This is a genomic window from Sphingomonas sp. PP-F2F-G114-C0414 (assembly GCF_003688595.1).
Lineage (GTDB): Bacteria > Pseudomonadota > Alphaproteobacteria > Sphingomonadales > Sphingomonadaceae > Sphingomonas.
This window is the reverse complement of record NZ_RCWT01000010.1, coordinates 477,932-503,151: the sequence shown is the minus strand read 5'-3', so window position 1 is coordinate 503,151 and position 25,220 is coordinate 477,932. Positions and strand designations below refer to the sequence as shown.

Genomic DNA, 25,220 nt, shown 5'->3' with positions numbered 1-25,220 from the left:
GGCAACGGTTGACGTTGTATCGGGGCATCGATGATCGCTTCCGCGGCGCTACCTATGGATGAAGACGGGCTTCCGACCCGGTTTGCCGTGACGCCCGCGATCGAGGGGCTGGTCGTGGCCGTGGCGGTCGCGATCGGCGTCGCGAGCTACTTCACGATCACCGGGACGGACGCGCCGCAGCGTCTCCTCGCGCCACCACTCGTCGCGTTGCTGCTGGTCGCGAATCTCGTCCCCGGCATCGCGCTCCTGATGTTACTGGGACGCCGTGTCGCGATGCGCCGCGCCGCGCGGTCGCCCGTCGGCGGCGGGGGGCGTCTCCACGTCCGGCTCGTCGCCCTGTTCTCGATCGTCGCCGCGGTGCCAATGCTACTCGTCACGATCTTCGCGTCGCTGCTGTTCCAGTACGGCGTGCAATTCTGGTATTCCGATCAGGCACGCGGGATGCTCGAGAACGCGACCGGCCTCGCCCAGTCGTCCTACGCCCGCCAGCTCAACCGCTGGCAGGAAGCGACCGTGACGATGGCGAGCGACATGTCCGCCTATCTCCGCGAGCGCTCGCTCCAAAGCCCCGACTTCTCCGGCTGGTTCCTCCAGCAGGTCTATTATCGGAGTCTCTCGGAAGCCGCGTTGTTCAAGCTGTCGCCGCAGCGCGGAATCCAGACGCTGGCGATCGTTAATCCGTACGAGATCGACTTCACGCGTCGGGTCACCCCCTCGGCGATCGCCGAACTGCGATCGGGCAAGAGCGCGGTCGTCGCGGTCACCGGCGATCGCATCCAGACGATCACGATGCTGCCCGGGTCCGACGAGCTGTTCCTCTATGCGGGCCGCGTCGAAGATACGAAATCGCTGTCCGAGCAGACCACGCGCGCGAACGAGGTCCTGACGAGTTATCGATCGTTGCTCGCACGGGCCCGCAGCTTGCAATTGCGGTTCAACGCCGCGCTGCTGCTGATTTCGCTGCTGATCGTCGGCGTGGCGGTCTGGATCGCGCTGGCGGTGGCGGATCGCCTGGTGCGACCGGTCGGCGAGCTAGTCGATGCGGCGCGGCGAGTCGCCGAGGGCGATTTGACCGCACGCGTGCCGGACCCGCGCAGTCGCGACGAAGTCGGCACGCTGGCCAACGCCTTCAACCAGATGACGGGGCGGCTGGAAGAACAGAATACCGAACTCGTCACCGCAAACGGTCAGTTGGAGAACCGCCGCGCGTTGATCGAGGCAGTGATGGCGGGCGTCTCCGCCGGCGTCGTCGCGACGAGCCGCGACCGGACGATCACCATCGCGAACGATTCCGCCACAGGGTTGCTGGCGACGGTCGTCGGTACGGACAGTCTGGTCGGCCGCCGACTGGTCGATGTCGCACCGGAACTCGATGCGATGCTCGACAGCGGCGACCGCGAGGCGATCGTCGAAGTCGGCCCGGCGGGCGACATGCGGACGCTTGCCGTGCGGATCGCGCGACCGACCACCGGCCCGATCCTCACGTTCGACGACATCACGCAACAGCTGCTAGACCAGCGTCGCGCGGCATGGTCCGATGTGGCGCGACGGATCGCGCACGAGATCAAGAACCCGCTGACGCCGATACAGCTTGCCGCCGAGCGCCTCCAGCGTCGCTACGGTGCCAAGGCCGAGATGCAGGACGGCACGTTCTCGCGACTGACCGATACGATCATCCGCCAGGTCGGCGATCTCCGCCGGATGGTCGACGAGTTTTCGTCGTTCGCGCGCATGCCCAAGCCCGTGTTCCGCGAGGAATCCCTGGTCGATGCCGCGCGCCAGGCTCTGTTTCTGCATGAGGTGGCGCATCCCGCGATCGGCTTCCACCTGGTCAACGACGACCCGGGCCTGGCGCTGGTCTGCGACCGCCGTCAGATCGGTCAGGCGCTCACCAACATCGTCAAGAACGCGGTGGAAGCCGTTGAAGCGCGTGGCGAATCCGGTGGCTCTGTGACGATGTCGCTCAGCCAGGATCCGGGCCGCAGCGTCAGCATCGCGGTGGCGGATACCGGCATCGGCCTGCCGCCGGATCGCGACCGGATCATGGAACCCTATGTGACGACGCGGGCCCGGGGGACGGGGCTCGGGCTTGCCATCGTCAAGAAGATCATCGAGGAGCATTGTGGTACGATCGGCTTTTCCGATCAGCCCGGTGGCGGTACAATCGTCACCATGACCTTCGACGCCAAGGCGCTGGACGCGCTCGACCAAGGGGCATCGGCACCCGAGTTGGCAGGGGAGGGCCAGCTCGCCACGATGACCCGCAACCGGATATGATTTGATGGCGCTCGATATTCTCGTCGTGGACGACGAACGTGACATTCGCGAACTCGTGGCAGGGGTCCTCGAGGACGAAGGCTATGAAACGCGCGACGCTGGCGACAGCGACTCCGCGCTGGAGGCGATCGCCGCGCGTCGTCCGTCGCTCGTGCTGCTCGACGTATGGCTGCAAGGCTCGCGGCTAGACGGGCTCGAACTGCTCGACGAGATCAAGCGTCGCGACCCGTCGATCCCGGTCCTCGTCATCTCGGGTCACGGCAATCTAGACACCGCTGTCGCCGCCATCCGCCGCGGCGCCTCCGACTTCATCGAAAAACCGTTCGAGGCGGAACGCCTGCTCATTATGGTCGCGCGCGCGACCGAGACCGAACGCCTCCGCCGCGAAGTGGCATCGCTGCGTGCGACGGTCGGCCGCGAGACTGATCTGACCGGCAATTCGGGCTCGATCAACGGGGTTCGCGCGACGTTGAAGCGGGTCGCATCGACCGGTAGCCGTGTGCTGATCATGGGGGCGGCCGGCGTCGGCAAGGAAGTCGCGGCGCGGCTGCTACATGGCTGGAGTCTGCGCACCGACGCGCCGTTCATCATCGTCAGCGCTGCGCGAATGACGCCGGAGCGGATGGACGAGGAACTGTTCGGCGTCGAGGAAGCGGGCGATCTGGTCCGTCCAGGGCTGTTCGAGCAGGCGCATGGCGGCACGCTGTTCCTCGATGAGATCGCCGACATGCCGATTGCGACCCAGGCGCGTATCTTGCGGGCGCTCACCGATCAGGCTTTCACGCGGGTCGGCGGCACGCGGGTGGTGAAGGTCGACGTCCGCGTCGTATCGGCCACGGCGCGCGACCTCGTGTTCGAGATCGCCGAGGGGCGTTTCCGCGAAGACCTCTATTACCGGCTGAACGTCGTGCCCGTTACGATACCACCGCTGTCCGATCGCCGCGAAGATATCCCGGCGCTCGTCCAGCATTTCATCGCGCATTACGCCTCCGAGCGCCGCGTTCCGACGCCGGAAATCGCGCCGGACGCGATGGTCGCGTTGCAGTCGTACGACTGGCCCGGCAACGTCCGCCAGCTTCGCAACGTCGTCGAGCGCACGATCATCCTCGCGCCGGGCGATCGGATCGGCCGGATCGATCTCGACCTGCTGCCTGCGGAAGTGCTCGGCGATCAGGGGGATATCGGGTCGGCGGGATCGACCGCGATCATGGGCTCGCCGCTGCGGGAAGCGCGCGAGACGTTCGAGCGCGAATATCTGCGCGTCCAGATCCGGCGGTTTTCGGGCAACATCTCGCGCACGGCGAGCTTCATCGGCATGGAGCGATCGGCCTTGCACCGGAAACTGAAACTGCTCGGGATCACCGAAACACGCGACGAATAGAGCTCCGTAATTTCGCCGCCCTCTGGAACTATGGCCGCATCGATCATAGATCACACAAGGCGCCCGGTAACCGGGTGCATCTCCGACGCTGGGAAACAGCGCCTCGCGGGCAAAGTCCCGCCAAAAACAAAGGGTTATCCCATTGGCCGAAAAACCAGGCTCGCTTCAGGATCTGTTTCTGAACGCACTCCGGCGCTCCAAGACGCCGGTCACCATGTTCCTCGTCAAGGGCGTGAAGCTCCAGGGCATCGTCACGTGGTTCGATAATTTTTCCGTGCTGCTCCGCCGCGACGGCCAGTCGCAGCTGATCTACAAGCATGCGATCTCGACGATCATGCCAGCTGGCCCCATGGACGTGTCGGCAATCGTCGACGCGGTGGGGGAAAACCAGAAGAAGCACCCGTTGTTGCAAGATATCTTCCTCAACGCCGTGCGGAAATCCGAAGACAGCGTGACGATGTTCCTGATCAACGGCGTCATGCTGCAGGGCCAGATCGCCGGGTTCGACCTGTTCTGCATGCTGCTCCAGCGCGAGGGCATGGCGCAGCTCGTGTACAAGCATGCGGTGTCGACGATCCAGCCGGCGCGCCCGCTGAACCTCGCCGAAGAGCCGACCGACACGGATGACGAAGATGACGCGGACGGTGACGATTGAGTAGCGGGTTCGAACGCGATCGGGACGAGTTCACCCGCGGTACGCGGGCGATCGTCGTGCTACCCGACCAGGGTAACGCGTCGCGTGATGTCGATGCGCGTCTGGAGGAGACCGCCGGGCTTGCCGGGGCGATCGGCGTCGAGGTCGTCGAGCGGATCGCCTATCGTGTGCGCCAGCCTAAACCTGCGACGCTGATCGGTAGCGGGCAGGTCGAACTGCTCGCCACGCAGGTGCGCATGGAGGAGGCGGGGCTCGTCGTGTTCGATGCGAGCCTTACTCCGATCCAGCAGCGCAATCTGGAAAAAGCGCTCGAAACCAAGGTCATCGACCGGACCGGACTGATCCTCGAGATCTTCGGCGAGCGCGCGGCGACCGCCGAAGGCCGGTTGCAGGTCGAACTCGCGCATCTCGATTATCAGGCAGGGCGTCTGGTCCGCAGTTGGACGCATCTCGAGCGCCAGCGGGGTGGCTTCGGCTTCCTCGGTGGGCCAGGCGAGACGCAGATCGAAGCGGATCGTCGCCTGATCCGCGACCGCATGGCCCGGCTCAAGCGCGAGCTGGAGCAGGTCAGTCGCACGCGTGGCCTGCACCGCGAACGCCGTCAGCGCGCGCCCTGGCCGGTGATTGCACTGGTGGGCTATACCAATGCTGGCAAGTCGACGCTGTTCAACAGGCTGACCGGCGCCGATGTCATGGCGGAGGACCTGTTGTTCGCAACGCTCGACCCGACGCTACGGCAAATCCAGCTTCCGGGCATCGACAAGGCGATCCTGTCCGACACGGTAGGCTTCGTGTCCGATCTGCCGACCCAATTGGTCGCGGCGTTCAAGGCGACGCTGGAAGAGGTGGTGTCTGCGGACCTGCTCGTGCACATTCGCGATATTGCGCATCCGGACACCGAGGCGCAGCGCACCGACGTCGAGACCGTGCTCGCGGAGATCGGCGTCGATGAAAACACGCCGCGCTTCGAAGTATGGAACAAGCTCGATCTTCTCGATGCCGATACGCACGACGAGATCGCCGGGCAGGCAGCGCATCGTGACGACGTCGTGGCGATCTCCGCGCTGAGCGGGGAAGGGGTCCAGCATCTCATCGAGCAGGTGGCGGCGAAGCTCACCGGCGCCCACCGACGCTACAGCATCACGATCGAGGCTAGCGACGGAGCGGGGGCGGCGTGGCTCCATGCGCACGGCGAAGTGCTGGGCAGCGTCAGCGACGAGCTCGATACGACCTACGATGTCCGGCTGTCGGAGACCGACTACGACCGGTTCAGCCGCCGCGATGCTTGACCGCCTGCCATAGCGTTTCCTTCTGATCGAGTGTCATGGCGGCGAACGCGTCGCCGCCATCGACCTCTATTGCCCGGAAACGTGCTTCGAACTTGGCGTTGCCGGCCCTGAGCGCAGCTTCGGGATCGACACCGAGATGCCGTGCCCAGTTGGTCACGGCAAACAGCAGGTCGCCGACTTCCTCTTCTACCGTGTCTGAGCCGGCCTCGCGAACCTCTTCTATTTCCTCGACAACCTTGGCAAGAGGCCCAGCCGCATCCGGCCAGTCAAACCCGACACGAGCGGCACGCTTCTGCAATTTTTCGGCGCGAGCCAGGGCGGGCAGGCCGATCGCGACGCCGGCGAGAGCGCTGTGATCGGACTTCTCCGCGCGCTCGGCGGCCTTGATCGTTTCCCAACCTGGCGAGGAGGTTGCGTCGCCGAATATGTGAGGGTGACGACGCTCCATCTTGTCGCCGATAGCGGCGACGACATCGGCCAAGGTAAACGCGCCGGACTCCTCGGCGATACGGCTGTGGAACACCACCTGGAGCAAGAGGTCGCCGAGTTCGTCTTTGAGGTCCGCCGGGTCATCGCGCGCGATCGCGTCCGCGACCTCATAGGCTTCCTCGATCGTGTAAGGCGCGATGGTCGACCACGTCTGAACGCGATCCCATTCGCAACCTTCGACCGGATGACGCAGTCGCGCCATGATAGAAACGAGCCGTTCGATCATCAGGGACTCCCATTGTCAGCATATGATCGATCGCAAACGTTGGATCGATAATATACATTATGTAAAATCTACTGGTTCATTGGCGTAAGAACGAGCGTGGCATTCTCGACCCGCCACGATCCCAGCCTGGACAGGAAGTTCATGCCGATCACGTCGGTCTCGCCGAACGCCGGCGACGTGACGATGCCGAGGTTGGTTGCGGTGACAGTGCCGATCGTCACGCTTTTGGCGGTCGCGGTGCGCGCCGATACCTTACCGTTGGCAGTCTCGATGATCGCTGGAAACGGGCTTTCCTCGCTATCCAGGCCGACGGCCTTGGCCGTAGCGGACGACAAGGCAGTCGTCGTCGCGCCGCTATCGATCAGCATCCGGCGGCGGATACCGTCGATATCGACATCCGCCCAGAAATGCCCGTCGTCCGCCATGTGAATCCGGGTTTCGGTTCCGCTCACCTGCTGATCGGAAACATGGATTTCAAGCCAGACAGCCGATCCCGTTGGGTCGCGATCAGCAGGCCAATCGCGAAGATCACGACCCAGGCCAGCGCCATCTTCAGCACCGGCTTCAAAGGCAATCGGCGCGCGACCAAGGCCGACAGCGGCAGGATCAGCATGACTGCGTACAGCGCGAACTGGGCTGCGCGGTCGTCGGTCATGCGGTCAGGATCAGCCCGTCATAGCCAGGCTCGACGCCGGTCGGCAGTTCATGACGCAACGTCGCATAATCCATCGTGTTGTCCATATGGATCAATGCGGTCCGCTTCGGCGTCAGGCGCTCCATCCAACCAAGCACGGCGGGAAGTTCCATGTGGGTCGGATGTGGTCGCCGACGGAGCGCGTCGACCACCCAGATGTCCAGATCCTGATACAGGCTGGCCATGTCGTCGGTCATCAGGTTGAAATCGGTCGCGTATCCGATCGAGACTCCGGCTGCCTCGAACCGCAGGCCGGCGGCATGGATACTACCGTGCGGCTGGTCGGTCACCGAAATATCGATCCCACCGATCGTCAACCGATCAGGCAGGACTTCGGCGGAGATCGTCGGCGGATAGCCGGGGCGACCGTGAAAGGCGTAGGTAAAGCGCGCGTCTAGCGCTGCCAGCGTGAACGGCCGGGCGTAGCCGCGAACGGGCTCTCCGGCTGCGTGGAAAAGTTGGCGGAGATCGTCGATGCCGTGGCAATGATCGGCATGGTCGTGCGTCCAGATCACCGCGTCGACACGGTCGATATCCGCGGCCAGCAACTGCTCCCGCATGTCGGGACTTGTGTCGATCAGGATCCGCGTACCGTCATGCTCGACGATAGCGGACGCACGGCTGCGCCGGTTGCGCGGCTCGGTCGGATCGCATTCGCCCCAGTCGTTGCCGATCCTCGGCACGCCGGAGGATGTGCCGGAGCCAAGGATCGTGATCTTCATGCCGCCGCCCCTGACACCCGCGTCTTGCCGAACAGCGTGTGGAAGTTCTCGGCCGTACGGCGCGACAGTTCCTCGACATTTTCGCCGCGAAGGTTGGCAAGAAAAGCCGCGGTATCGGCCACGAACCCAGGTTCGCCAGTCTTGCCCCGATGCGGCACCGGCGCGAGGAACGGCGCGTCGGTCTCGATCAGCAGTCGTTCGATCGGCAGGCGTGCGGCGGTCTCCTGAAGGTCCCGCGCGTTCTTGAACGTCACGATCCCCGAGATCGAGATATAAAGCCCCATATCCAGCGCCTTGTCGGCGAAAGCTCCACTCGCGGTGAAGCAGTGGATGACGCCGGGATAGGCCCCCTTCCCCATCTCCTCGGCCATGATCGCCGCAGTATCGTCCTCGGCGTCGCGGGTGTGGACGACGATCGGCAGGCCAGTCTCTCGCGACGCGGCGATGTGCGCGCGGAAGCTCGCCTGCTGGCGGGCACGGTCCGAGGTATCGCGGAAATAGTCCAGGCCGCTTTCGCCGAGACCGACCACGCGTGGATGCCATGCGCGCTCGATCAGCTTGGCGGCGTCCACGTCGGGATACACGTCAGCCTCGTTCGGATGGATGCCGATTGTCGCCCAGACGTCAGGCTCGCGCTCTGCGGTGGCGACGATATCGTCCCATTCGCTCTCTCGCGTCGAGATATTGAGCATCGCCGTGACGCCGCGCGCCCTAGCCCGTGCGAGCACCGCCTTTTGGTCCTCGACGAGGCCCTTGTAGTTCAGGTGGCAATGGCTGTCGGCGAGCATCAGGCCTCCGCAGGCAGTTCGAGACGCGGGAATACGGGCGCCGGCGGTGCGATCCGGAAGTCGGAAGCGGCCACACGATCATACCAGCCGTCGTCGTCGATCGCCGCATGGTCGCGCTCGGTCGCGCCGATCTGCTCGAGCACTTTCCCAGCGGAGTCCGGTACTACCGGCAGGATCGCGATCGCGAGCATGCGGATCGCCCGGACCAGCGTACGGAGAACCGCGTTCATCCGCTCGGGATCGGTCTTGCGCAGCGCCCAGGGTGCCTGCGCGTCGATATACTGGTTGCACGCGAACACACCGCGCATCCACGCCTCGATGCCCTGCGACAGCGCGAGGTCGGTGAAGGCGGACTTGAACCCGGCACAGGCGACGACGACCTCCTCGATCAGTATCCCGTCGGCATCCTGGACCGTACCAGCCGTGGGAAATTCGCCGCCCAAGTTCTTGGCGATGAACGACAATGTCCGCTGCGCAAGGTTGCCGAAACTGTTCGCCAGCTCGGCGTTGACTCGGGTCACGATCGCCTCGGGCGAATAGCTGCCGTCCTGGCCGAAGCTTACGTCGCGAAGGAAGAAATAGCGCAACGCATCGACGCCGAAGGCATCCGCGAGCGCCATCGGATCGACGACGTTGCCGACCGACTTCGACATCTTCTCGCCGCGGGTCAGCAGGAAGCCGTGGCCAAACACGCTCTTCGGCAGGGGAATGCCCGCCGACAGCAGGAACGCCGGCCAGTAGACCGCATGGAATCGGACGATGTCCTTGCCGATCAGATGGATATCCGCCGGCCAGTATTTCGCCTTGTCGCCGGTCATGTCGGGATAGCCGATCCCGGTCAGGTAATTGGTAAGCGCATCGACCCACACGTACATGACGTGGCCGGGGCTGCCAGGTACCGGCACGCCCCAGTCGAAGCTGGTCCGCGAGACCGACAAATCCTTCAGACCACCCTCGACAAAGCGCATCACTTCGTTGCGACGGCTTTCGGGGCGGATGAAATCGGGGTTGGCGGCAAATAGATCGAGCAAAGGCTGCTGATATTTCGACAGGCGGAAGAACCAAGTCTCTTCCGCAGTCCATTCGACTGGCGTGCCTTGCGGCGAGCGGCGATCGTCGCCCTCCCCGGTCAGCTCTGACTCGTCGTAAAACGCTTCGTCGCGGACCGAATACCAGCCTTCGTAGCGGTCGAGATACAGATCGCCTGCGTCCGCCATCGCCTGCCAGATCGCGGCGCTCGCGGCGTAATGATCCTCGTCGACGGTGCGGATAAAGCGATCATACGAGATGCCAAGACGATCCGCCATCTCATGGAAATACGACGACATTTCGTTGGCGAGTTCGCGCACGGGCATATCGCGGTCACGCGCGGCCTGGACCATCTTGAGACCGTGTTCGTCGGTGCCGGTCTGGAACAGGACGTCACGCCCCGCCTGGCGCTGAAAGCGCGCGATCGCATCGGCCGCGATCATCTCGTACGCATGGCCGATATGCGGACGGCCATTGGGATAGTGGATCGCGGTGGTAATGTAGAAAGGGTCAGCCATGCCGCGCTCCTAGAGCATCGCCCCGATCAGGTGAAGCCTGCGCGGCCCGATCAATGGCGCAACGTCGCGACGATCCCCGCCATCTCGAACACGGTGGCCTGCGCATCGAGCGACAGGCCGATCGCCGCCCCTGCCAGTTCGCGCGCTGCGGCGTGCGCGTCGAGCGCGGATCGCAGCGCGGGTCCCGACCGGGTCCGTGCGGCGTCGGCGATGAATGCGGGCGCACGATCGAGGAACGCCTCGTAGCGGGGTTGCGCGGCCTTGAGCCCCAGAGCCTTGGCCAGCTTCAGCCGGCGTCCATTGTCGCGGTCGCCGTCTTGCGCGATCGCTTCGATGGCATCGTCGATCGCGGCGATGTCGAGCCCGGCGTAACGTAACGCGCGACCGGGCGCGCCGTCGCTGGCCCGAACCAGCGCCGCGACCTCGCTCTCGTCCGCGTCGGGCTGCAATGTCCGGATCGCGGTCGCAACCTCGCCGTCCGAGAGCGCCTCGAACCGGAGTAGCCGGCACCGCGAGCGGATCGTGGGGAGCAACCGGCCCGGCGCATGACTGACGAGCAGGAAGATCGTCCCCGCTGGCGGTTCCTCGAGGTTCTTGAGCAACGCATTCGCCCCGCCCCGCTCCAGATCGTCGATCGCATCGATCACGACCACGCGGCGCGGGCTCATCGACGGCGTGGTCGCGAACAACGGTTGCAGCGTGCGGACCTGCGCGATCGTGATGCTGCGGGCGAGATCCTGGTCGGGCTTCTCGGGATCCTTCGGCAGGCGCGCCAGCACGCGGAAGTCGGGGTGCGACCCGGCCTCCATGAGCGACCGCGTCCTGTTTCCCTCGGGAACCGCAAGGTCGGTCGAGCCGCCATACGGGTCGGCCGCATCCGCCAGCATCCGCATGGCTGCGGCGCGTGCGAAACTCGCCTTGCCGACGCCCTGCGGTCCGGCGATCAGCCATGCGTGATGCAGCGAACCCCCGCGCATCGCCGCCATGAAGGCAGCTTGCGCGGCGGTATTGCCGATGATTGGCGTCATGCCGGCAACGCCGTCGGCGCCGGGGTCATCAGCCGAAGAAGCCGGTCAGCCCTGCCCATGCGCGACCAAAGAAGCCCGCGACCGCGACGTCCTTCTCGGCGACCAGCGGCATCGTCTGCTGGAGACCGTCGGACGTCGTGACGACGAGATCGGCAATATGCTGGCCAGCCTTGATCGGCGCCTTGATCGGACCTTCATAGACCACTTTGGCGGTCATGGTCGGCGATGTGCCAGCGGGCAGCGTCACCGTCAGCGCCTTGGGAGCAACGAGGCCGACCGACGATGCATCGCCGAGCTGGACCGCGGCGGTCTCGATCTTCTTACCCTTCGCGACGATCGGCTTCGACTGCCACGCGCGGAAGCCCCATTCCATGAAGCGGACAGACTCTTCCGCACGCTGGCCGGCGCTCGTCAGGCCGGCGACGACCATCACGAGGCGGCGGCCGTTCTGAATCGCGGACCCCGTGAAGCCGTAACCGGCTTCCTCGGTGTGGCCGGTCTTGAGGCCATCGGCGCCAGCGACGCGACCGAGGATCGGGTCGCGGTTCGCCTGGGTGATGGCGCTACCGCCCATCGTCTTGCCCCAGGTGAAATCGCGCTTGGAATAGAATTGCTTGTAGAGATCGGGATAGTTGGTGATCGTCGCCGCAGCGAGCTTGGCGAGATCGTGCGCGGTGACATAGGTGACGCCGTTGTCGGGCCAGCCGTTCGCGGTGCCGAAATGGCTGTCCTTGAGGCCTAGCTCGGCGGCCTTGCGGTTCATCCGCTCGGTGAACGCCTGCTCCGACCCGGAAATACCCTCGGCGAGCACGATGCACGCGTCGTTGCCCGACAGCGTGACGATCCCGTACAGCAGATTGGCGACGCTGACGTTCTCACCTGACGACAAGAACATCGTCGAACCCGCGGACGGACCATGCCATTTAGCCCACGTCTCGGGGCGCACGGGCATCATCTGGTCGAGCTTCAGCTCGCCCTTCTTGACCATATCGAACGCTACGTAGACGGTCATCATCTTGGCAAGCGACGCTGGCGGCATGCGGCGATTGGCGTCCCGCTCGAACAGCACCGCACCCGACGAGAGGTCCTCCATATAGGCGATCGGCGCGGCCGTCTGGAACTGCGGCGCGGCGGCAATGGACGGGTGCGCCAGCGCGAGGGCGGCGAGCGGTGCGACGATCAGCTTCTTCATGGGGTATTCCGTGAGCAAAAGGGGCGATCCGTGGGCAGGATGTGATGCAGGTCATAGCCGCGCCCGGCGACCGCGTCACGTATCCGTTGCGCGCAAATTCCTAGCGCTCGACCGCGTCGGCGAGCAGCCCGACGGACAACGCGTAGAAATTCGAGCAGTTGTAATCGAGGATCACGCGGTAGTTGCTGGTGAGCAGATACGCGGTCGCCCCCTGCCCGTCCGGCTCGAGCAACGTTGCCATCACGCTGTCGGCGGGCAGACTGCGGCCTTGCGGCGAGATCCCGAGCGCGCGCCATTCGGCGATCGTCCGCCAGCCGCTGTGCCGCTCGAACACGCGCGGGCAACGCGGCGATATCAAGCGGTTGCGGACTTCCGACCGGTCGAACCCGGCCGGTACGTTCACGGCGACACCCCAGGGCTGGCCTGCACGCCACCCGGCGTCGACGAAGTAATTGCCGATCGACGCCAGCGTATCCGCCGGGCTGTTCCAGATGTCCGCGCGTCCATCGCCATCGCCGTCGCGGGCGAGGCGCAGGTAGATCGATGGGAGGAACTGCGGGTTGCCGGTCGCCCCTGCCCAGCTCCCCTTGAGTTGATCGCGCGTCACGCCACGGTCGAGCATCTTGAGCCCGGCGATGAACTCGCCTGCGAACAGCGACCGGCGCCGCCCCTCATAGGCGAGGCTGGCGAGCGAGCGCAGCAGATCGAAATCGCCGGTATAGCTGCCGTAATTCGTCTCATGCCCCCAGATCGCGACCATGATCGATTCGGGCACCCCCGTCGTCTGTTCGATCCGCTGCAACCGCGAGCGTTGTGCGAGATAATTCTGGCGACCGCGCGCGATCCGCGCCGCATCGACATGCTGGATCCGGTAGGGCGCAAACGCGGGCACCGCGCTGGGGTTCGCGGCGCCCGGCTGCTGGCGATCGAGGTCGATCACCCGCTGGTTGAGCGTCAGCGTGGGAAACACTGCGGCGGCGGTCCGCGCGCTCACGCCGTCAGCCAGCGCCTGCTGGCGAAGCGTTGTCATATACGCCTGGAACCCGGCATCGTCCTGCGCCAGCGCGGGGCTACTACCCGCCATCATGGCGATAACGCCGATGAAAATCCTGCGCATCCGCGCCGCTGCTGTCGATGAGCCACCCATTGGCCGGCTGTGCCACAGCGAGATCGTGATCGGAACCTCGTATCGTCGCGCGATCGACACGTTCAGCCTCGCGCACCCGGATGCCCCGACTGCGTAATCCCTGCGCGATCCGCCACCGGCGTGTCACACAAAGATCATAACGCGCTTGCGCATCCCGCCGACTACGCCTAACCGCAGCGCCGTCGGGGAGTGGCGCAGGCTGGTAGCGCACCTGGTTTGGGACCAGGGGGTCGCAGGTTCGAATCCTGTCTCCCCGACCATCGTTTTCGGAGCATCCTGTACCGAGACGCTTTCGGCCGTGGCCGAAACGAGCAAGCCCCGTCACAGGCTCCAGAACCAGCGATCTTAGCCTGTCGCTGCTTTTTCAGACGCGCGAAACCGCCGATTGCATTTGCGATGTCGTCGCGCGATGACACGCGCACCATCGGCCAATTCCGACGGCAGGCGTGTCTTTCAGGGGCGGTGTATGGCATTGAAAACCTTGGCGTTCGCTGCTTTCGTGCTTCTCGCCCCCGCCCCTGCATCCGCCGCATGTCAGATCGGCAAGATGCTGGAACTGCCGGTGACGATGGCAGGCCGTCGGCCGATGGTAACCGCACAATTCGGCGGACGCGATGCGCGGATGATCCTCGACAGTGGTGCGTTCTACAGCATGATCGCGCGTGCGACCGCCACGGAGTTCGGGCTGAAGGTCGATTCGCTCCCCGGCAATTTCCGGTTGAAGGGCATCAACGGCGACGCATCCGCTGGATATGCCATGGTCCAGAACCTTACATTGGGTGGCGTGACGGTCCCCAGGACCTCGTTTGTCGTCGGTGGCACCGACACCGGAACCGCGGGTTTGCTCGGCCAGAACATCCTCGGTTTGCGCGATGTCGAATACGACCTGCCCCACGGGATGGTCCGGCTGATGGTAGCGAAGGATTGCGGCAAGGCGAACCTGGCCTATTGGTCCGGCGACAGGCCGGTATCGACGGTGAAGCTCAGCGGGTCGGAGACCGGTCCGTTCAAGCCGCACACCATCGGCACCGTCCTCGTCAACGGCCACGCCCTCCGCGCGGTGTTCGATACCGGGGCGCCATCTTCGGTCATGACTTTGGCGGCGGCGAAGCGCCTGGGCGTGACGCCGAGCTCGCCGGATGTCGTTGCCGATGGCATGAGCAGCGGGATCGGATCACGCCAGCTGCGCTCGTGGTACGCGCCGTTCGACACGATCGATATCGGTGGCGAAGTCATCAGAAAACCAAAGATCCGCATCGCCGAACTGACCTTGGTCGATGCCGACATGCTGATCGGCGCCGACTTCTTCCTGACGCACCGGATCTTCGTCTCGAATGCGACCCGGACGATGTTCTTCACCTATGAAGGCGGACCCGTGTTCGGCCTGTCGCCGTCGGGCGCGCGCAGCGCCGATGGCAAGGCGATCGATCTGGCCGACAAGGGGGCCGACCCGACCGATGCCGCCGGTTACAGTCGGCGCGGCGCGGTCCTCGCGTCGAACCGAAAGCTTACCGAGGCGCTCGCCGACTTCGACAAGGCGGTCGCGATGGCACCGAACGAAGCCCGATATTATCAACAACGTGCGATGGCCCGTCTCGCCAATCGGCAGATGCTGCCAGCCTTGTCGGACCTCGATCGTGCCATCGCGCTCGCGCCGGGTGATGGAGACGCGCGTATTGCCCGTGCCGGGCTGCGGTTGAGTGGTGGCGATCGCGATGGCGCGACCGCGGATATCAAGGCGGCGGATGCGTCGCTCGCTCCCTCCTCCGATCGTCGGTTGGCACTCGGGGGACTGTATGACCGAATCGAGATGCCGGCGGCCGCCCTGGTAAATTACGATCAATGGCTTCGAGCACATCCCGAGGACGCCGCGCGATCGACGGCGTTGAACGGGCGGTGTTGGGCGCGTGGCCAGCTTAATCGCGAGCTCGACAAGGCGCTGTCGGACTGCAACGCCGCACTCAGGCTGATTCCCGCAAATGCGGCATATCTTGACAGCCGGGGGCTCGTTCGACTGCGTCGCGGCGAGTTCGACGCCGCGCTCGCGGACTATGACGCCGCGTTGACGATCAATCCCCGCAACGCCTGGTCGCTCTATTCGCGCGGTGTGGCCGCCGCAAAGGCCGGCCGGCTGGGCGAGGCCGCAAGCAACAAGGCCGCGGCGCTGGCTATCGCCCCCCATGTGGCAGATCGCGCAAAAAGGATCGCTCTCGAATAAGCGCCTCGAAGGTTCAACCCTTCGTCGTTTTGCGCCTCTGCAAGCCGAGCGTCCCCACCCGCGTGCGCACCGCGCTGACCGTCCGGCCGAAGGACTCGGCGATCTCGGCGACGTCGACACCCGACTTATATTGTTGAACAAGCTGCCGATCGGCTTCTGGAAGCCAGCATTCATGTCCCATGACGATCCTCCTCAGGCTCCTAGCTACGGACGCGCATGTGCGTTGGATGCGGTGGTCTCACTTTCGGCCAGCCCTGCGGGATGGGAGGCTCGCAAACCATTTACTCGGACCCACGAAGTGCGGATAAGCTGGTCGCATGGAAAACACTGCATCGCCGCTCGACCTGTTCACGCGTCTAGAGATCGCCATCGTGGAGCGTAACGAAGCCGCTGAGGCTTTCGACGTCTTCAAGCAGGACGCCGCGATGGCGCACGCGCCCGATCCGGGTGCCGCGCCAACGGTGTCGAGCGACGATGCGGCCGAGATGGCGGCGCAGGAAGCCGCCACGTTCACGGCCGAAACCGATGCCTTGTTGCACGGCGCGTCGGATGCGGACTTGCTCGACGCGTATCGGCAGTCGGGTGGCGACATCGGCAACCCCGTTGCCGAGGCGGTGTTGGGCGAGATCAGGCGCCGCGATCTCTCGATCTGAGCGCGTTCGCGTCCAGCCGAAGGCGGTGACATCGATTGCGATCGGTCATCGACGTTCGCGATGGCAGACGACGGCTTGCGCTGTCGCCCGAGGGCAGGCAGTAGACGCGTGAATCCAAGGAGTTCCAGCATGGCAAACAGTCTCGAAATCGACCAGTCGAGCGTCGTCGACAACGACGTCGAGAAGCAGATCGAATTTACCGGCGAGTTCGACGGCGACGAATATGAGTTCGCGGTGAAATACGCGGTTCTTAAGGAGCTCAGCGGCGACGAGCCCGAGGACGACGGCATCGAGCTGTTCAACCGCTTCAACGACGACATCATCGACGCCTGCCTTGCCGCCATCGAGCGCAAGCCGTCGGCGACCACCGTCGTCGTCGACGAGAACGACCTCGAATAAGCCGGCAGCCGCGACGTAGCGGCTTACCGGGTGATCGTAGCGCTGTCTGCGTTGCGACCGATACGAAAACGGCCTGCTCACCGCTAAGGGTGGCAGGCCTTTTTCGTGTCAGCCCTGGGCCGCATCCGCGAGCCCAGGCCGATCACGGCGATCAGGCGGCCATGAACATCTCGGGCGGCAGTGCCATCAGCGACTCTGCCCCACCCTCGATCTTCCGCCGCAGCGCGCCCGCATCCGGCAGGATCCGCTCGGCGTAGAACCGCGCCGTCACCAGCTTGGCGTCGAGGAACGCGGCCTCCCCCTCGCCCGCCGCCTTCAGCTTGGTTGCAGCGACCGCCATACGTAGCCACATCGTGCCGACCGCGACGATCCCCATCAGGTGCATGTAGCTGACCGCACCCGCGCCGACGTTCTCGGGGTTCTTCATGCCGTTCGCCATGAACCACATCGTCGCCGCCTGAAGCTGGCCGTTCGCCTTCTCCAGCGCCTCGGCAAACGTCGCCGTCGCCGGATCGTTCTTCGCCACGGCGACGTCGTCCGCAACCAGCTTGAAGAACGCCTGGATCCCGCGTCCGCCATTTTGCGCGAGCTTGCGCCCGACCAGGTCCATCGCCTGCACGCCGTTGGTGCCCTCGTAGATCATCGCGATCCGGGCATCGCGGACATACTGCTCCATGCCCCATTCGGCGATGTAGCCGTGACCGCCATAAACCTGCTGCGCGTTGGTCGCGATCGCATAGCCCATGTCGGTGCCGTAGCCCTTGATGACCGGGGTCAGCAGGCTGATGATGTCGCCGGCCAGCTGACGCTCTTCCTCGGTCTCGGCATGATGCTCGAGATCGGCCTGAAGCGCGGTCCACAGGATCAGCGCGCGCAGGCCCTCGGTCAGCGACTTGCCCTCCATCAGCATACGGCGGATGTCGGGATGGACGAACAGCGTGTCCGCCTTCTCCTGCGGCTCCTTAGGGCCCGTCAGCGCGCGACCCTGGCGACGGTCCTGCGCGTAATGGACGGCATTCTGGTAGGCGACTTCCGCCACGCCAAGCCCCTGGAGGCCGACGCCGAGACGCGCAGCGTTCATCATGATGAACATCGCGGCGAGGCCCTTCATCTCCTCGCCGACGAGCCAGCCGGTCGCCGAATCATAGTTCATCACGCAGGTCGAGTTCGCGTGGATGCCCATCTTGTGCTCGATCGACCCGCAGGTGACGCCATTGCGCGCGCCGAGCGAACCGTCTTCCTCGACGATGAACTTCGGCACGACGAACAGCGAGATGCCCTTCGAACTGTCCGGCGCGCCCGGCGTCTTGGCCAGCACGAGGTGGATGATGTTCTCGGTCAGGTCGTGCTCACCGCTCGAGATGAAGATCTTGGTGCCGGTGATCGCGTACGATCCATCTGCCTGCGGCTCGGCCTTGGTGCGGATCAGGCCGAGATCGGTGCCGCACTGCGGCTCGGTCAGGTTCATGGTGCCGCCCCATTCGCCCGACACCATCTTCGGCACGTACATCGCCTTCTGCGCGTCCGAGCCCTTGGCGATCAGCGCGGCGATCGCGCCGTGCGTCAGGCCGGGATACATCGCGAACGCCATGTTCGACGAGATCATGTATTCCTGGAACGCGGTCGACACGACGTGCGGCATCCCCTGCCCACCATATTCCGGCTGGTTGCCGAGCGTCGCCCAGCCGCTCTCGACATACTGCTTGTATGCTTCCTTAAAGCCGTCCGGGGTCGTCACCGAGCCGTCCTCATGCCGCGTGCAACCCTGCTGGTCGCCCGACAGGTTGAGCGGAAACAGCACCTCGGCGACGAACTTGCCGCCCTCTTCGAGCACCGCGTCGACGACGTCGGGCGAGGCTGCATCGAAGCCGGGGAGGTTATTGTAGCGATCGAGGCCGACGACATGCTCGAGGACGAAACGCGTGTCGCGGACGGGGGGCGTATACTGGGGCATGGTTTATCCTTGATTGTCCTGGGCGCGGCTCACTTCGAGGAGGGCCACGAAACTGGTGAGTTCGTCGATGGCGAGATCGATGTCGCGTTTCTGCGCGGTCAGCAGCGCGATCCGCGCCTGGCTGCGCTCGATCACGACCTGGCGCTGCGCGCGGCGGCCATCGCCGAGATCGTAGAGGTCGATCATCTCGCGGATCTCGCCGAGGCTGAACCCGACGCGCTTGCCGCGCAGGATCCAGGCTAGGCGCGCGCGGTCGCGGTGTGAATAGATGCGCTGGGTCCCGCGACGCTCGGGCGCGATCAGGCCCTCGTCCTCGTAAAACCGCAGCGCCCGCGCGGTGACGTCGAACTCGGCGGAGAGATCGGAGATCGTGAAGCTTTCGCGATCATGCCGCGGCTCGATCACCGCGTAGGATTGCGGGGTCGCCTGTAATCGAGGGAATGCTTGTATCGCCATCCCCGGAGAAATAACTCTCGTTTACGTCAACGTCAATTGCCGCAAAGCAACTTTCCCTTCGTCGACCGTAGCGTTGCGGCTTCCGATCGCGATTCGCTGAGCCGGTCGACGGTCAGTGCCGCGAGCGAGGCGCGGCCAGTGCAGAGGGACTCGCAGGCCTCGGGGACTTCGGCGGGAAACACGATGCGATCACCGTCGAAGCGCGCGTCGAACTTGCAGGCACCGAACGCGAGCTTGAGCGCATCGCCTGCGCGCTCCACGGTTCCCGACGCAGCGCACGCTTGGTCCTCGCCATAGTCGACGCTGACGCCGATCCGGGCGGTTTTTGCGGTGCCGACCACGCAGACGCGGTCCGTGTCGCGTGCCCATGATCCTTGCAGTGGCGCATTCGGGTCGGGCACGATCCCCGCCGTCTCGGCCGCAGCTTCGAGCCGAGCCCCCGCGCTGTCCGCCACAGCAGTCGTCGGCTCGCGTCCACACCCGCCGAGAACGAGCGCGAGCAGCAGCACGCGTTTCATTCGGCCGGCACCAGCTTGCCTCCCTCGATCCGCCGGAAGAAGCAGGTGCGCTCGCCCGTATGGCACGCCGGCCCCGTCGCATCGACGATCACCCATACCGCATCCTGATCGCAATCGATCCGAAGCTCGGCGACGCGCAGCACGTTCCCCGACGTCTCGCCCTTCTTCCAGAGCTTTTCGCGGCTCCGCGACCAGAAATGCGCCTCGCCGGTCGCCTGCGTCTCCGCCAGCGCCTCTGCGTTCATGTGCGCGACCATCAACACGTCGCCCGATACGCGATCGGTGACGACCGCGGTCAGGAGCCCGGCGGAATCGAATTTCGGATCGAGCGTCAGGCCCGTGTCGCGGCTGTGTGTCATGCTCCGGATATACCCGAAACCCGCACCGATGCGACCAGCAGCGCGCAATGTTATTACAAACAGGCGACAAGCCGGCGATCCGCTCGTATAGGGCAGCTTCCGCACGACGTGAGAACCGGCATGCTGACGACAAACCCTTATGATGACGACAAACTCCGCGAAGAATGCGGGGTGTTCGGCGTTTCGGCCACCGATGGCGCGGCCGCACTCGTGGCGCTGGGGCTGCATGCGTTGCAGCACCGCGGGCAGGAAGCCGCCGGTATAACCACCTTCGACGGCGCGCATTTCCATACGCACCGTGCGATGGGCCATGTCGCCGGAAACTTCGACCGCGACGACGTGATCCGGTCGCTGCCGGGCACCGTCGCCTGCGGTCATGTCCGCTATTCGACGACCGGCGAGACCGCGCTGCGCAACGTCCAGCCGCTCTATGCCGAGCTGTCGACCGGTGGCTTCGCGATCGCGCATAACGGTAACATCTCGAACGCGATGCGGCTGCGGCGCGAACTCGTCCGCCGCGGCTCGATCTTCCAGTCGACCAGCGATACCGAGACGATCATCCACCTCGTCGCGACCTCGAACTACCGCACGCTGCTCGATCGTTTCATCGATGCGCTGAAGCAGATCGAAGGTGCGTACTCGCTGATCGTGATGACGCCGGAGGGCATGATCGCCTGCCGCGATCCGCTCGGCATCCGCCCCCTCGTGATGGGCAAGCTCGGCGACGCGGTGATCTTCGCGTCCGAGACGGTCGCGCTCGACGTCGTCGGTGCCACCTTCGTCCGTGCGATCGAGCCGGGCGAATTGGTGATCGTCCAGGGCTCGGAAATCCGCTCGATCCGCCCGTTCGCACCGATGGCGGCGCGGCCGTGCATCTTCGAATGGGTGTATTTCTCGCGCCCCGATTCGATCGTCGACGATCACTCGATCTATTCGGTCCGGAAGGCGATCGGCGCGCAGCTTGCGATCGAATCGCCGGTCGATGCCGATCTCGTCATCCCGGTCCCCGATTCGGGCACGCCGGCAGCGATCGGCTATGCGCAGCAGTCGGGCATCCCGTTCGAGCTCGGCATCATCCGCTCGCATTATGTCGGCCGCACGTTCATCTCGCCGGGCGACAAGGTCCGCCACCTGGGCGTGAAGCTCAAGCACAACGCCAACCGCGCGCTGATCAAGGGCAAGCGGGTCATCCTCGTCGACGATTCGATCGTTCGCGGCACGACCTCGCTCAAGATCGTCGAGATGATGCGCGAGGCCGGTGCCGCCCAAGTCCATATGCGGATCGCCAGCCCGCCGACGCGGCATTCGTGCTTCTACGGCGTCGACACGCCCGAGCGCGAGAAGCTGCTCGCGGCCAAGCTCGATCTTGGCGGCATGACCGGCTTCATTCACGCCGACAGCCTCAACTTCATCTCGATCGACGGGCTCTACAAGGCTCTCGGCGAGGCGAAACGCGCGGATGTCCGCCCGAAATATTGCGATGCGTGCTTTACCGGCGATTACCCGACGACGCTAACCGACCATGACGAAGGTTCGGAAGTCGACCAGTTCGCGATGCTCGCCGAACGCGTCATCTAATACGTGCGGAGCTGATATGACGGACAAGCCTCTCGAAGGCCGGCTGGCGCTGGTCACTGGTGCCAGCCGCGGCATCGGCGCCGCGACCGCGATCGCGCTGGCGGCGAAGGGCGCGCATGTCGTCCTGACCGCGCGCACGCCCGGTGGTCTCGAAGAGGTCGAGGCGACGATCCACGCGGCCGGCGGCTCGGCGACGATTGCGCCTCTCGACTTGGCCGAGAGCGAAGCCATCGCGCGCTTGGCGACCGCGATCGGTGACCGCTGGGATGCACTCGATATTTTGGTGCTTAACGCTGGCATGCTGGGCTCGCTGTCGTCGGTCCCGGCGATCGATCCGAAGGAAATGGCGCAAGTTCTGACGCTCAACGTCAGCGCGCAGGCGGCCATGATCGCCGCGTTCGACACGATGCTGAAGAAGGCCAAGTCGGCCAGAGTGATCGGCGTGACCTCCAGCGTCGGCCGCAAGCCTCGCGCGTATTGGGGCCTCTACGGCGCTTCAAAGGCGGCATTCGAGACGCTGCTCGGTGCGTATGGCGACGAGATGGCCGAGATCAGCGCAATCCGCACTGCGATCGTCGATCCCGGCGCGACGCGGACGAAGATGCGCGCGCGCGCTTATCCGGGCGAAGATCCGAACTCGGTCAAGGAACCGACTGTCGTGGCCGACCGCATCGTCGCGCTGGCAGTCGACGGCTTCGAGGCAGGCCACTTCGAGCGGGTAGCCTAACCGTTCTCCTGCGCAAGCAGGAGCCCAGGATCACAACCGCCACCGCCTGTTACCCTGGATTCCTGCGTTCGCAGGAAAACACTACCGCTTCACCAGCGTAACCTGCGCGACGTCGATCCCGCCGCCGAGAAACCCGCCCTCGCAATACATCAGATAGTAGCGCCACAACGCCACGAACCGCGCGTCGAACCGCGCCGGCAACCGCCCTTCTGCGACGGCGGCATCGAACGCGACCCGCCACCGCCGCAATGTCTCGGCATAATGCAGCCCGAACCCACGCCGATCCTCCCACGCCAGCCCCCGCGCCTCGGCCAGCGCGCGAAACCGCGGCTCGGACAACAGCATCCCGCCCGGAAACACGTAGCGCTGGATGAAGTCCACACTCCGCGAATAAGAATCGAAGATCGCATCGTCGATCGAGATATACTGCAACGCCGCACGCCCGCCCGGCTTCAACGCGCGCGCGATCGCGTCGAGATACACCGGCCAATATTCCTCGCCGACCGCCTCGACCATCTCGATGCTTGCCACCGCATCATAGGTGCCGGTGACGTCGCGGTAATCGGTCAGCGCCACCTGCACCCCCTCAAGCCCCGCCGCCGCGATCCGATCGTCGACCTGGCGCTTCTGCTCGACTGACAGCGTCAGCGCACGCACGCCAACCCCCGCGCGCGCCGCCATTTCCGCGAACGACCCCCAGCCGCAACCGATCTCGAGAATCGTATCGCCCGCCCGCGCGCCGGTCCGGTTGAGGATCGCACGCAGCTTGGTCGCCTGCGCCGCGTCATGTGGTTCGGCGTCGTCGAACGGCTCGGCAAAGATCGCGCTCGAATAGGTCAGGCTCCGGTCGAGCCACGTCTCGTAGAAGTCGTTGCCGAGGTCGTAATGCGCGGCGATGTTCTTGCGCGATCCGGTGAGGTCGTTCCGCCGCATCCGGTGCCATGCGCGCGCGGCCAGCCGCACCACGCCGCCCGACCGTGCCGAACTCCCGAGCGAGCGACGGTTGCGCATGAACAGGTCGAACAGCGGCACCGGATCGGGGCTTGACCAGTCGCCTGCCGCCCAGCCTTCGTACCAGCCGACCGACCCCGCGGTAGCCAGACGGACCAGCGCGCGCCAGCGGCGCAAGGTCACGACGGGCAAAGGCCCCGGAGCCCGTCCGCCGATCAGCCGCCGCGTGCCGTCGGGCAAGTGCGCGTCTATGCCGCCGCTCTCCAGCCCCGCGTCGATCCGGTCGAGCAGACGGTGAAACATTGGCGCGACGAAGCGCGCGACCGTGGAACCTTGCGCGGTGGGCACATCATCGAAAGCGGGGACGGCAGTCATCGCGGCGCTCCATGCAACAGGGGCCGCGGCTAGGAAAGAGGCGTCGGCGCGGAAACGGCTGGAACGCGATCCGAGACCACAACTCGCTCCCCTCCCTGAAAGGGAGGGGCCGGGGGTGGGTAGGCCGGCTCGAGCCAATGACGGTCAACCAAGCGGAACCCGACCCACCCCCAACCCCTCCCTTCCAGGGAGGGGGGCAGATGCGACCCTAGCGTGCGTGCCGCCCAGCTTCGAGCGCGCGCTGGCGGCCTTCGCGGTGGCCGACGATCTTCGCCGGATACGCCTTCGGCCGGCAGCCGGACTCGTCCGGATCATGGATCGCTTCGCCGGTCACTTTCGCCAGTTCCGGCACCCATTCGCGAATATAGTCCCCCGCATCGAACTTCTCCGACTGCGACAACGGTGCCATGATCCGTCCGAACATGTTCGAATCCACGCCTGTCCCCGCCACCCACTGCCAGTTCACCGAATTATTCCCGTAATCCGCATCGACCAGGCAATCCCAGAACCAGCGCTCCCCCTCGCGCCAGTCGATCAGCAGATGCTTCACCAGGAAGCTCGCCGTGATCATCCGGACGCGGTTGTGCATCCAGCCGGTCGTCCAGAGCTGGCGCATCCCGGCATCGACGATTGGATAGCCGGTCTTGCCCTCCTGCCACGCCTGCAGGTCCACCTCGGCCTCCTTGCCCGACCGCCAGGGGAGCTTGTCGAACTTGGGCCGCCCGTTCGTGTCGCCGTAATCCGGCATCGTCAGCACGACGCCATCGGTAAAATCGCGCCACGCCAGTTCCTTGCGGAACGTCGTCGCGTCGCCGTGTCCATCGACCGCATGCCACACTGCACTCGGCGAAATCTCGCCGAAATGGAGATGCGGTGATAGGCGCGAGGTGCCCTCGATCGACGGCATGTTGCGATCGACGTCATACGCCTCGACGATCGGCGCCATCGCCTTCGCGTTCTTCAACGCCTGCGCCTCGCCCGGCGTCCAGTCGCTGAACCCGGTCGACCAGTCCGGCTTGGTCGGCAGCAGATCCCACTCCGCCAGCGTATCGCTCTTCGGCCATTTCGACGGCGCGGGGATCGTCCGCGGCGCAGGCTCCGGGTCGCCCGGCGGCATCATCTGGTTCAGCGCCTTCCAAAACGAGGAATACACCTTGAACTGCCCGCCCGACCCCGTCTTCACATCCTCGACGCGGGCAAGATGGTTGCCATCATGCAGGCACAGCCGATCGCCCAGCGCCGCCTCGGCCTTCCGCCACCAAGGCTCGTAATGCCGGATCGCATGCACCTGCTCGGCGCCGGTCTCCTCCATCAGCGCCGTCAGCACCTCGACCGCATCGCCGCGTCGCAGGACCAGCTTCGATCCCTTGTCCACCAACGACTTGCCGAAAGCATCGAGCGTGTGGTGCAGCCACCACCGCTGCGCGCCGCCCATTGTCCATTTCCCCGGCGCGTCATCGTCGAGCACATAGACCGGGATCACCGGCCCGGCATGCGCGGCGGCGATCAGCGCGGGGTGATCGTGAAGGCGGAAGTCCTGGCGCAGCCAGAGAAGAACAGGTGTCGTCATCGCCTCCCCAACGCAGCAACGCCCGAT

The 25,220-nt window shown here is 65.2% G+C and carries 25 protein-coding genes and 1 tRNA gene; 11 read left to right on the top strand and 15 right to left on the bottom strand.

All coding sequences use genetic code 11. The features are described 5' to 3' along the window. Nucleotides 1-30: 30 nt before the first annotated feature. The 4 genes from C8J47_RS07255 (at nt 31) to hflX (ending at nt 5,602) form a co-directional block, all read left to right on the top strand. Nucleotides 31-2,277: an ATP-binding protein gene (locus tag C8J47_RS07255; RefSeq protein ID WP_259467422.1), complete on the top strand. Its 2,247-nt coding sequence runs from the start codon at nt 31-33 to the stop codon at nt 2,275-2,277. Between the two features lie 4 nt (nt 2,278-2,281). Further along, entirely contained in the window at nt 2,282-3,658 is a 1,377-nt protein-coding gene (locus C8J47_RS07250) for a sigma-54 dependent transcriptional regulator (RefSeq protein ID WP_056048911.1), read from the top strand. 88 nt (nt 3,659-3,746) lie between these two features. Then, complete coding sequence (gene hfq, locus C8J47_RS07245) at nt 3,747-4,313, top strand: RNA chaperone Hfq (RefSeq protein WP_121885081.1); 567 nt, start codon at nt 3,747-3,749, stop codon at nt 4,311-4,313. Then, complete coding sequence (gene hflX, locus C8J47_RS07240; RefSeq protein ID WP_121885080.1) at nt 4,310-5,602, top strand: GTPase HflX; 1,293 nt, start codon at nt 4,310-4,312, stop codon at nt 5,600-5,602. The genes hfq and hflX overlap by 4 nt, the downstream gene beginning before the upstream one ends. On the opposite strand, the gene mazG is transcribed toward hflX, so the two are convergent. The 9 genes from mazG to C8J47_RS07200 all read right to left on the bottom strand — a co-directional run bounded on the left by mazG (nt 5,583) and on the right by C8J47_RS07200 (nt 13,405). Next, nucleotides 5,583-6,317 carry a nucleoside triphosphate pyrophosphohydrolase gene (mazG, locus tag C8J47_RS07235; RefSeq protein ID WP_121885079.1) on the bottom strand — a complete coding sequence of 245 codons (735 nt, stop codon included), beginning with the start codon at nt 6,315-6,317 and terminating at the stop codon, nt 5,583-5,585. The genes hflX and mazG overlap by 20 nt on opposite strands. 68 nt (nt 6,318-6,385) lie before the next feature. Then, nucleotides 6,386-6,769 carry a TIGR02281 family clan AA aspartic protease gene (locus C8J47_RS07230; protein WP_259467421.1) on the bottom strand — a complete coding sequence of 128 codons (384 nt, stop codon included), beginning with the start codon at nt 6,767-6,769 and terminating at the stop codon, nt 6,386-6,388. Further along, nucleotides 6,766-6,972, bottom strand: a complete 207-nt coding sequence (locus C8J47_RS19485) for a hypothetical protein (RefSeq protein WP_259467420.1) — start codon at nt 6,970-6,972, stop codon at nt 6,766-6,768. The genes C8J47_RS07230 and C8J47_RS19485 overlap by 4 nt, the downstream gene beginning before the upstream one ends. Further along, complete coding sequence (locus tag C8J47_RS07225) at nt 6,969-7,733, bottom strand: MBL fold metallo-hydrolase (RefSeq protein ID WP_121885078.1); 765 nt, start codon at nt 7,731-7,733, stop codon at nt 6,969-6,971. The genes C8J47_RS19485 and C8J47_RS07225 overlap by 4 nt, the downstream gene beginning before the upstream one ends. Next, on the bottom strand, nt 7,730-8,521 hold the full coding sequence (locus C8J47_RS07220) for a TatD family hydrolase (protein WP_121885077.1): 792 nt from the start codon (nt 8,519-8,521) through the stop codon (nt 7,730-7,732). The genes C8J47_RS07225 and C8J47_RS07220 overlap by 4 nt, the downstream gene beginning before the upstream one ends. Continuing rightward, a complete protein-coding gene (gene metG, locus C8J47_RS07215; protein WP_121885076.1) occupies nt 8,521-10,068 on the bottom strand; it encodes a methionine--tRNA ligase in 1,548 nt (515 codons plus the stop codon). The genes C8J47_RS07220 and metG overlap by 1 nt, the downstream gene beginning before the upstream one ends. A gap of 50 nt (nt 10,069-10,118) precedes the next feature. Continuing rightward, the gene (locus C8J47_RS07210; protein WP_121885075.1) at nt 10,119-11,096 is read right to left on the bottom strand and encodes an AAA family ATPase; all 978 of its coding nucleotides are present in this window, start codon (nt 11,094-11,096) and stop codon (nt 10,119-10,121) included. 28 nt (nt 11,097-11,124) lie between these two features. Continuing rightward, nucleotides 11,125-12,288 carry a D-alanyl-D-alanine carboxypeptidase family protein gene (locus tag C8J47_RS07205; RefSeq protein ID WP_121885074.1) on the bottom strand — a complete coding sequence of 388 codons (1,164 nt, stop codon included), beginning with the start codon at nt 12,286-12,288 and terminating at the stop codon, nt 11,125-11,127. 100 nt (nt 12,289-12,388) lie between these two features. Further along, nucleotides 12,389-13,405, bottom strand: a complete 1,017-nt coding sequence (locus tag C8J47_RS07200) for a lytic transglycosylase domain-containing protein (protein ID WP_259467419.1) — start codon at nt 13,403-13,405, stop codon at nt 12,389-12,391. On the opposite strand from C8J47_RS07200, the gene C8J47_RS19160 reads away from it, so the two are divergent. The 5 genes from C8J47_RS19160 (at nt 13,389) to C8J47_RS07180 (ending at nt 16,705) form a co-directional block, all read left to right on the top strand. Beyond that, nucleotides 13,389-13,532 (top strand): hypothetical protein, encoded by a 144-nt coding sequence (locus C8J47_RS19160; RefSeq protein WP_183129042.1) that lies wholly within the window; start codon nt 13,389-13,391, stop codon nt 13,530-13,532. The two genes, C8J47_RS07200 and C8J47_RS19160, sit on opposite strands and share 17 nt — an antisense overlap. A gap of 86 nt (nt 13,533-13,618) precedes the next feature. Then, a tRNA-Pro gene (locus C8J47_RS07195) sits at nt 13,619-13,695 on the top strand. A gap of 206 nt (nt 13,696-13,901) precedes the next feature. Next, nucleotides 13,902-15,653: an aspartyl protease family protein gene (locus tag C8J47_RS07190; RefSeq protein ID WP_121885072.1), complete on the top strand. Its 1,752-nt coding sequence runs from the start codon at nt 13,902-13,904 to the stop codon at nt 15,651-15,653. Between the two features lie 317 nt (nt 15,654-15,970). Beyond that, nucleotides 15,971-16,306 carry a hypothetical protein gene (locus C8J47_RS07185; protein WP_121885071.1) on the top strand — a complete coding sequence of 112 codons (336 nt, stop codon included), beginning with the start codon at nt 15,971-15,973 and terminating at the stop codon, nt 16,304-16,306. Nucleotides 16,307-16,435: 129 nt separating this feature from the next. Then, on the top strand, nt 16,436-16,705 hold the full coding sequence (locus C8J47_RS07180) for a DUF1488 family protein (RefSeq protein ID WP_056049042.1): 270 nt from the start codon (nt 16,436-16,438) through the stop codon (nt 16,703-16,705). Nucleotides 16,706-16,856: 151 nt separating this feature from the next. Here C8J47_RS07180 and C8J47_RS07175 read toward each other — a convergent pair whose 3' ends face one another. Genes C8J47_RS07175 through hisI form a run of 4 tightly spaced genes read right to left on the bottom strand, consistent with a single transcriptional unit; the run spans nt 16,857 to nt 19,992 of the window. Next, a complete protein-coding gene (locus C8J47_RS07175; protein ID WP_121885070.1) occupies nt 16,857-18,659 on the bottom strand; it encodes an acyl-CoA dehydrogenase C-terminal domain-containing protein in 1,803 nt (600 codons plus the stop codon). A 3-nt stretch (nt 18,660-18,662) separates the two neighbouring features. Beyond that, complete coding sequence (locus C8J47_RS07170) at nt 18,663-19,115, bottom strand: MerR family DNA-binding transcriptional regulator (RefSeq protein ID WP_121885069.1); 453 nt, start codon at nt 19,113-19,115, stop codon at nt 18,663-18,665. A 32-nt stretch (nt 19,116-19,147) separates the two neighbouring features. Further along, a complete protein-coding gene (locus C8J47_RS07165) occupies nt 19,148-19,633 on the bottom strand; it encodes a hypothetical protein (protein ID WP_121885068.1) in 486 nt (161 codons plus the stop codon). Further along, nucleotides 19,630-19,992 carry a phosphoribosyl-AMP cyclohydrolase gene (gene hisI, locus C8J47_RS07160; RefSeq protein ID WP_121885387.1) on the bottom strand — a complete coding sequence of 121 codons (363 nt, stop codon included), beginning with the start codon at nt 19,990-19,992 and terminating at the stop codon, nt 19,630-19,632. The genes C8J47_RS07165 and hisI overlap by 4 nt, the downstream gene beginning before the upstream one ends. A 120-nt stretch (nt 19,993-20,112) precedes the next feature. On the opposite strand from hisI, the gene purF reads away from it, so the two are divergent. Then, nucleotides 20,113-21,570: an amidophosphoribosyltransferase gene (gene purF, locus C8J47_RS07155; RefSeq protein ID WP_121885067.1), complete on the top strand. Its 1,458-nt coding sequence runs from the start codon at nt 20,113-20,115 to the stop codon at nt 21,568-21,570. Nucleotides 21,571-21,586: 16 nt separating this feature from the next. Then, nucleotides 21,587-22,297 carry an SDR family NAD(P)-dependent oxidoreductase gene (locus C8J47_RS07150; RefSeq protein WP_121885066.1) on the top strand — a complete coding sequence of 237 codons (711 nt, stop codon included), beginning with the start codon at nt 21,587-21,589 and terminating at the stop codon, nt 22,295-22,297. Between the two features lie 81 nt (nt 22,298-22,378). Here C8J47_RS07150 and C8J47_RS07145 read toward each other — a convergent pair whose 3' ends face one another. Both C8J47_RS07145 and C8J47_RS07135 read right to left on the bottom strand, forming a co-directional pair. Next, entirely contained in the window at nt 22,379-23,551 is a 1,173-nt protein-coding gene (locus C8J47_RS07145; protein ID WP_259467457.1) for a cyclopropane-fatty-acyl-phospholipid synthase family protein, read from the bottom strand. 280 nt (nt 23,552-23,831) lie between these two features. Continuing rightward, nucleotides 23,832-25,193: a deoxyribodipyrimidine photo-lyase gene (locus tag C8J47_RS07135; protein WP_121885064.1), complete on the bottom strand. Its 1,362-nt coding sequence runs from the start codon at nt 25,191-25,193 to the stop codon at nt 23,832-23,834. Nucleotides 25,194-25,220 lie beyond the last annotated feature (27 nt).